Annotated in this window: 6 protein-coding genes; 4 read left to right on the forward strand and 2 right to left on the reverse strand. The window is 70.3% G+C overall.

Annotated elements, in window-relative coordinates:
- Positions 1 to 171: 171 nt before the first annotated feature.
- Together aceE and ACZ4UB_RS37410 are read left to right on the forward strand one after the other, a co-directional pair.
- Positions 172 to 2,856, forward strand: a complete 2,685-nt coding sequence (gene aceE, locus ACZ4UB_RS37405; RefSeq protein WP_468077421.1) for a pyruvate dehydrogenase (acetyl-transferring), homodimeric type — start codon at positions 172 to 174, stop codon at positions 2,854 to 2,856.
- A gap of 125 nt (positions 2,857 to 2,981) precedes the next feature.
- Positions 2,982 to 3,500 carry a DUF4240 domain-containing protein gene (locus tag ACZ4UB_RS37410; protein WP_468077423.1) on the forward strand — a complete coding sequence of 173 codons (519 nt, stop codon included), beginning with the start codon at positions 2,982 to 2,984 and terminating at the stop codon, positions 3,498 to 3,500.
- Positions 3,501 to 3,511: 11 nt separating this feature from the next.
- On the opposite strand, the gene ACZ4UB_RS37415 is transcribed toward ACZ4UB_RS37410, so the two are convergent.
- Positions 3,512 to 4,282 carry an SDR family NAD(P)-dependent oxidoreductase gene (locus tag ACZ4UB_RS37415; RefSeq protein ID WP_468077425.1) on the reverse strand — a complete coding sequence of 257 codons (771 nt, stop codon included), beginning with the start codon at positions 4,280 to 4,282 and terminating at the stop codon, positions 3,512 to 3,514.
- A gap of 86 nt (positions 4,283 to 4,368) precedes the next feature.
- Here ACZ4UB_RS37415 and ACZ4UB_RS37420 point away from each other — a divergent pair, with 86 nt between their 5' ends.
- Complete coding sequence (locus tag ACZ4UB_RS37420) at positions 4,369 to 5,022, forward strand: TetR/AcrR family transcriptional regulator (RefSeq protein WP_468077427.1); 654 nt, start codon at positions 4,369 to 4,371, stop codon at positions 5,020 to 5,022.
- A gap of 89 nt (positions 5,023 to 5,111) precedes the next feature.
- Here ACZ4UB_RS37420 and glnA read toward each other — a convergent pair whose 3' ends face one another.
- Positions 5,112 to 6,521 carry a type I glutamate--ammonia ligase gene (glnA, locus tag ACZ4UB_RS37425; RefSeq protein ID WP_354383731.1) on the reverse strand — a complete coding sequence of 470 codons (1,410 nt, stop codon included), beginning with the start codon at positions 6,519 to 6,521 and terminating at the stop codon, positions 5,112 to 5,114.
- Between the two features lie 185 nt (positions 6,522 to 6,706).
- On the opposite strand from glnA, the gene ACZ4UB_RS37430 reads away from it, so the two are divergent.
- Positions 6,707 to 7,174: an RDD family protein gene (locus ACZ4UB_RS37430; protein WP_354383732.1), complete on the forward strand. Its 468-nt coding sequence runs from the start codon at positions 6,707 to 6,709 to the stop codon at positions 7,172 to 7,174.
- Positions 7,175 to 7,325 lie beyond the last annotated feature (151 nt).

The following is a 7,325-nucleotide window of genomic DNA, read 5'->3' on the forward strand; positions in this document are numbered from 1 at the left end:
CACCCGGTGCCGACTTTTATCACACGGCCATTTTTTCGCCACTTTCATTTGATCGATCATCGATCAGCGATTTACAGTCGTCCGCGGACCCCACACGGGTCCAACGACCCTGTCCTGCCCGTCAGGGATTTTCTCCACCACCTCTCCTTGTCCGGAAGGCGGCGCACACCGATGTCCGACCCCGTAGGAAAGCTTCCGAGCGAGCTCGACCAGCTCCCGGACCGCGACACCGAGGAGACCGCCGAATGGGCGGCCTCCCTCGACGCCGTCGCACAGGCCGCCGGTACGCGCCGCGCCGAATACCTGCTCCGCCGCACGCTCCAGCACGCCGAGGCCGCCGGCCTCGCGCTGCCGAAGCTGCTGGAGACGGACTACGTCAACACCATCCCCACCGCCGCGGAGCCGGAGTTCCCCGGTGACGAGGCGATGGAAGCCAAGATCACCGCCTGGAACCGCTGGAACGCGGCCGCCATGGTGACCCGCGGCTCCAAGTACGGCGTCGGCGGCCACATCGCCACCTTCGCCTCGGCGGCCTGGCTCTACGAGACCGGCTTCCAGCACTTCTTCCGGGGCAAGGAGTCCGACGGCTCGGGCGACCAGCTCTACATCCAGGGCCACGCCTCCCCCGGCATCTACGCCCGCGCCTTCCTCGACGGCCGGATCTCCGAGCAGCAGCTCGACAACTTCCGCCAGGAGTCCGGCGGCAACGGCCTCCCGTCCTACCCGCACCCGCGGCGCCTGCCCTGGCTGTGGGAGTTCCCGACGGTCTCCATGGGCCTCGGCCCGCTGTCCGCGATCTACCAGGCGCGGTTCAACCGCTACCTGCAGAACCGCAGCATCAAGGACACCGCCAACTCGCACGTCTGGGCCTTCCTGGGCGACGGCGAGATGGACGAGCCCGAGTCGACCGCCGCCCTGGCCCTGGCCTCCCGCGAGCAGCTCGACAACCTGACCTTCGTCATCAACTGCAACCTGCAGCGCCTCGACGGTCCGGTCCGCGCGAACTTCCGCGTCGTCCAGGAGCTGGAAGCCCAGTTCCGCGGCGCCGGCTGGAACGTCATCAAGTCCCTGTGGGGCTCCGCCTGGGACGAGCTGTTCCAGCTCGACACCACGGGCGCCCTGGTACGCCGCCTGCGCGAGGTACCGGACGCGCAGTTCCAGACGTACGCGACCCGCGACGTGGCCTACATCCGCCAGCACTTCTTCGGCGCCAACGCCGAGCTCGTGCAGCTGGCCGGCGTACTGTCCGACGCGAAGATCGCCGAGTGCTTCCACACCTCCCGCGGCGGCCACGAGCCCCGCAAGGTCTACGCCGCGTACAAGGCCGCGCTGGAGCACAAGGGTGCTCCGACGGTCATCCTCGCGCAGACCGTCAAGGGCTACACGCTGGGCGCCGGGTTCGAGTCGAAGAACGCGAACCACCAGATGAAGAAGCTGACGGTCGACGAGTTCAAGGACATGCGCGACCTCCTCGGCCTCCCGATCCCGGACAGCGCCTTCGCCGACGGCCAGGTCCCCTACGGCCACCCGGGCGCGAACAGCCCCGAGGTCCAGTACCTCAACGAGCGCCGCGCGGCGCTCGGCGGCCCGGCCCCGGCCCGCAAGGTCAAGCACGTGGCCCTGCCGGCTCCGGCGGACCGTTCCTTCGCCCCGCTGCTCAAGGGTTCCGGCAAGCAGGAGATGGCCACCACCATGGCCTTCGTCCGGCTCGTCAAGGACCTGATGCGGGACAAGGAGACCGGCAAGCGCTGGGTGCCGATCGTCCCCGACGAGGCCCGCACCTTCGGCATGGAGTCCCTCTTCCCGTCGGCCGGCATCTACTCGCCGCTCGGCCAGACGTACGAGCCGGTCGACCGCGACCAGCTCATGTACTACAAGGAAGCCAAGGACGGCCAGATCCTCAATGAGGGGATCACCGAGGCCGGCGCCATGGCCGACTTCATCGCCGCCTGCACGTCGTACGCGACGCACGGCGAGCCGATGATCCCCTTCTACATCTTCTACTCGATGTTCGGCTGGCAGCGCACCGCCGACCAGATGTGGCAGCTCGCCGACCAGCTCGGCAAGGGCTTCATCGTCGGCGCCACCGCCGGTCGCACCACGCTGACCGGCGAGGGCCTCCAGCACGCGGACGGCCACTCGCACCTGATCGCGTCCACGAACCCGGCGTCGCTCAACTACGACCCGGCCTTCGCGTTCGAGATCGCGGTGATCGTCAAGGACGGCCTGCGCCGGATGTACGGCGAGAAGCCGGAAGACGTCTTCTACTACCTGACGGTCTACAACGAGCCGAAGGTGCAGCCCGCGATGCCCGAGGGCGTCGAGGAAGGCATCCTCAAGGGTCTGTACCGCTTCAACACCGCGGCCGACCTGGCGGAGGCGGCCCCGGCCGCCGACGCCCCGAAGATCCAGCTCATGGCCTCCGGCACGGCGATCCACTGGATCCTGGAGGCGCAGAAGCTCCTCGCCGCCGACTGGAACGTCTCCGCCGACGTCTGGTCCGCCACCTCGTGGGGCGAGCTGCGCCGCGACGCGCTGGAGTGCGACGAGGCCCTGCTGCGCGGCGAGGTGCGCACGCCGTACGTCACCCGCGCGCTGGAAGGCGCCCAGGGCCCGGTCCTGGCCGTCTCCGACTGGATGCGTCAGGTCCCGGACCAGATCAGCCAGTGGGTCGAGCAGGACTACACCTCGCTGGGTACGGACGGCTTCGGCCTCTCCGACACCCGTGAGGGCGCGCGCCGCCACTTCGGCGTCGACGCGCAGTCGATCGTGGTCGCCGCGCTGGCGCAGTTGGCCCGCCGCGGCGAGGTCCCGGCCTCGTCCGTGAAGGAAGCCCGCGAGCGCTACGGCCTCTGAGCCCCGGCGGCGCCCCCGCGCACTGAGCCGAAAGGCCGGTGTCCACCCCTTCCGGGGGTGGACACCGGCCTTTCGCCGTACGCGCGGTGGCGGGTGGGGGTCGCAGCCGTGATGCTGGAGCGGTGATGGACGAGACGGAGTTCTGGGAGATCGTCGACAGCACCCGCGCGGCCGCCGGAGGCGACCCCGAGGACCATGCCGACCTGCTCGTGGAACGGTTGGTGCGGCTCGACCCGGACTCCGTCCTGGACTTCGCCCGGCACTTCGAGTCGCGGTACAACCGCGCGTACACCTGGGAGCTGTGGGGGGCGGCCGCCGTCCTGCTGAACGGGGCGAGCGACGACGCCTTCGACTTCTTCCGCTGCTGGCTGATCGGCCAGGGCCGGGAGGTCTTCGAGGGCGCGGTGCACGACCCGGAGCACCTCGCGGAGCTGCTGGACGACTTCGACGAGGAGATCGACGGGGACGGCGAGGAGCTGGGGTACGCCGCCGACGAGGCGTACGAGCAGCTGACCGGCGCGCAGCCGCCGGACCTGGGCGTCCCCGAGCAGCCCGCGGAGCCGGAGGGCACCGTGCTCGACCTCGAGGACGAGGCCGCGCTGGCGGAGCACTTCCCCCGGCTCTGGGAGCGCTTCGGCGGCTGAGGACCCGCTCGTCAGTAGTGCGTGCCGCCGTCGATGCGGATCTCCGTACCGGTGATGAAGGCGCCGTCCTCCGAGCCGAGCATCGCCACGACGCCCGCGACGGTCTGCGGTCCGGCGAAGCCCTGGCCGAGGGCCGGGGCCAGTTTGGCGAACAGGCTCCAGTCGGTGTCCTCGGGCAGGCCGGGGCCGTTGCCCGTGGTCATCCCGCTCTCGATGGAGCCCGGGGCGACGGCGACGAAGCGCACGCCCTGCTTGCTGTACTCGGCGGCCAGGGCGTGGGTCATCGACTGGATGCCGCCCTTGCTCGCCGCGTAGGCGGCCATGTAGGGGTGGGCGAAGGACGCCGAGGTGGAGCTGAAGTTGACGACGACCGGCTGGTCGCCCTCGATCAGTGCCCCGATCGCCTCGCGGATCATCAGGAAGGTGCCGGTCAGGTTGACCGTGATGACCTTGTTCCAGAAGTCGAGCGTCGTCTGGTGGGTGTGCGAGGAGCGCAGGATCCCGGCGGCGTTGACGAGTACGTCGAGGCCCCCGAGGCCCGCGACGGCCTCGGCCACGCCGGCCCGTACGGCGGCCTCGTCGGATATGTCGAGGACCGCGGTGGTGAGCGCCGCGGCGTGCCCGTCGGCCGCCGCCCGCTCGGCGGTGGCCTTCAGGCCGGCTTCGCTGACGTCCACGGTGTGGACCCGGCCGCCCTCGGACAGGATGCGGTGGACGGTGGCCTGGCCGATGCCGGAGCCGCCGCCGGTGATGAGGACGCGACGTCCTTCGTAACGGTTCATGGGACCGAGCGTACGACTCAATGGCACGTTTTGCCAGCATGACAATGAATGCCGCCCAATGCGATGGGCAGAGGTAGGCTTCGGGGGTGAGATCTCCCCGTCCGTACTCTCCCCAGCCCGGCCCCGCAGCGCAGTCCCTGACCGAACGGCGCAAGGCCGCCACCCAGCTGGACATCGCCCGCGCCGCCTGCGAACTCTTCGCCGAACACGGCCCCGACGGCACCACCGCCGAGGACATCGCGCACCGCGCGGGCGTGGCACTGCGCACGTTCTACCGCTACTTCCGCAACAAACAGGAAGCCGTGGCGCCGCTGCTCGCGGGCGGCGGCGACGAGTGGCGGTCCCTGCTCGCGCAGGAGCACCCCGGCACCCCCCTGGCCGAAGCCCTGGAGCGCGCCGTCACCCGCTCCCTCACGGACCCGCTCGTCATCGGCGAGGGCCTGGAGGTGACCCGCGGCCTGCTGCGCGCGGCCGCCGGCGACCCCGCCCTGCGGGCCGTCTGGTACCGGGTCAACCAGGAGTCCGAGGAACAGCTGGTCCCCCTGATAGCACGACTGGCCGGCCCGGACGCGGACACCCTGGCCGTACGCCTCCTCGCGGCCGCGGCCACCGACGCCATCCGGGTCGCCCTGGAAGTCTGGTCCACGAGCGACGGCCCCACCACGGGCCCGGCCTCCCCCGCCGCCCTCGCGGTCCGCGCCCTCCACGCCTTGACGAACGGCATGCCGACGGTGCGGTGAGGTACGGCACGCGGAGGCCGCCCGCATACGGCGAAGGGCCGCCGTCCCGGAATCCGGGACGGCGGCCCTCGCTGGTGTTACGGCACGGCTTAGAGGTCGAAGTACAGCTCGAACTCGTGCGGGTGCGGGCGCAGGGCGATCGGGGCGATCTCGTGGGTGCGCTTGTAGTCGATCCAGGTCTCGATCAGGTCGGACGTGAAGACGCCACCGGCCTGGAGGTACTCGTTGTCCTCCTCCAGCGCGCGCAGCACGGCGTCGAGGGAGGTCGGGACCTGCGGGACGCTCGCGTGCTCGTCGGGCGAGAGCTCGTAGAGGTCCTTGTCGATCGGCTCCATCGGCTCGATCTTGTTCTTCACGCCGTCGAGGCCCGCGAGGAGCAGCGCCGAGAAGGCGAGGTACGGGTTGGACGACGGGTCCGGGGCGCGGAACTCGACGCGCTTGGCCTTCGGGTTCGAGCCCGTGATCGGGATGCGCATCGCGGCGGAGCGGTTGCGCTGCGAGTAGACCATGTTGACCGGGGCCTCGAAGCCGGGCACCAGGCGGTGGTAGGAGTTCACCGTCGGGTTGGTGAACGCCAGCAGCGACGGCGCGTGCTTGAGGATGCCGCCGATGTAGTAGCGGGCGGTGTCCGACAGGCCCGCGTAGCCGGCCTCGTCGTAGAACAGCGGGTCGCCGTTCGCCCACAGCGACTGGTGCACGTGCATGCCCGAGCCGTTGTCGCCGAAGATCGGCTTCGGCATGAAGGTCGCGGTCTTGCCGTTGCGCCAGGCGACGTTCTTCACGATGTACTTGAAGAGCATCAGGTCGTCGGCCGCGGCGAGCAGCGTGTTGAACTTGTAGTTGATCTCGGCCTGGCCACCGGTGCCGACCTCGTGGTGCTGACGCTCGACCTGGAGGCCCTGGGCGTCCAGCTCGAGGGAGATCTCGGCGCGCAGGTCGGCGAAGTGGTCGACCGGGGCGACGGGGAAGTAACCGCCCTTGTAGCGGACCTTGTAGCCGCGGTTGTTGTCCTCCGAACCGGTGTTCCAGGCGCCGGCCTCGGAGTCGATGTGGTAGAAGCTCTCGTTCGCGCTGGTCGCGAAGCGCACGCTGTCGAACACGTAGAACTCGGCCTCGGGGCCGAAGTACGCGGTGTCGGCGATGCCGGTGGAGGCGAGGTACGCCTCGGCCTTCTTCGCGATGTTGCGCGGGTCGCGGCTGTAGGCCTCGCCCGTGATCGGGTCGTGGATGAAGAAGTTGATGTTCAGCGTCTTGTCGCGACGGAACGGGTCCAGTCGAGCCGTCGACAGGTCCGCGCGCAGCGCCATGTCGGACTCGTGGATCGCCTGGAAGCCGCGGATCGAGGAGCCGTCGAAGGCCAGTTCCTCGTCCGGGTTGAAGACGCCTGCGGGGATCGTGAAGTGCTGCATCACGCCGGGCAGGTCACAGAAACGGACGTCGACCATCTTGACGTCGTTGTCTGCGATGTACTTCTTCACTTCGTCGGCGTTCTGGAACATCCAACTCCTCCTACTCCCGGCCCCGGGGGAGGGACGGGTTGCATAGCTCGTGGTGCGTCAGTGCGGTGCCGCACGCTGACCCGACCATAAGCAGACGGGATTTCTCAAGCATGACCCATTTGTTTCGCACAAGTTAACCAGGGTCCCGGCGGAGGCCGCGGGAGCACCACGGGTACCGTGGTCGGGTGGACAACAGGCAAGCAATCGGATCGTGGCTCTCCGGCCCCCGCGCGGCCGCCGAGGACATGGGCGCCGACTTCGGCTACCCGGGCCAGCAGCTGGGCCTCCCCAAGGAGGGCCCGGGCTCCGTGGCCCGCTTCGGGCGTCGACTGGCCGCCGTGGCCATCGACTGGACCGGCTGCCTGGTCATCACGTACGGGCTGATCACGCACGGCGAGTCGACCGCGACGGGCAACTGGACCCTGGGGCTCTTCGTGGCCCTGGCGATCCTGACGGTGGGCACCGTGGGCTTTACCCCCGGCAAGCGGATCCTCGGCCTCCGGGTGATCTCGGAGAACGGCGGGCGCCTCGGCTTCGGCCGCGTGGTGCTGCGCACCCTGCTGCTGGCCCTGGTCATCCCGGCGGTCATCTGGGACCGCGACGCCCGCGGCCTGCACGACCGCCTCGCACGCGCCGTCCAGGTCCGCATCTGACCAGCGCGCGAAGCGAAGTGGGGGGGGGGGGGGGGGGGGGGGGGGGGGGGGGGGGGGGGGGGGGGGGGGGGGGGGGGGGGGGGGGGGGGGGGGGGGGGGGGGGAGGGGGGGCGGGGGGGGGGGGCGCCCCCTCCCCCACCACCCCCCCCAA

This window comes from Streptomyces sp. NPDC028419 (assembly GCF_055565515.1).

What these genes read in the sequence shown, in the direction of transcription:
- aceE (WP_468077421.1), top strand. Translation starts at nt 172, where the DNA reads ATGTCCGACCCCGTAGGAAAGCTTCCGAGCGAGCTCGACCAGCTCCCG.
- ACZ4UB_RS37410 (WP_468077423.1), top strand. Translation starts at nt 2,982, where the DNA reads ATGGACGAGACGGAGTTCTGGGAGATCGTCGACAGCACCCGCGCGGCC.
- ACZ4UB_RS37415 (WP_468077425.1), bottom strand. Translation starts at nt 4,282, where the DNA reads ATGAACCGTTACGAAGGACGTCGCGTCCTCATCACCGGCGGCGGCTCC.
- glnA (WP_354383731.1), bottom strand. Translation starts at nt 6,521, where the DNA reads ATGTTCCAGAACGCCGACGAAGTGAAGAAGTACATCGCAGACAACGAC.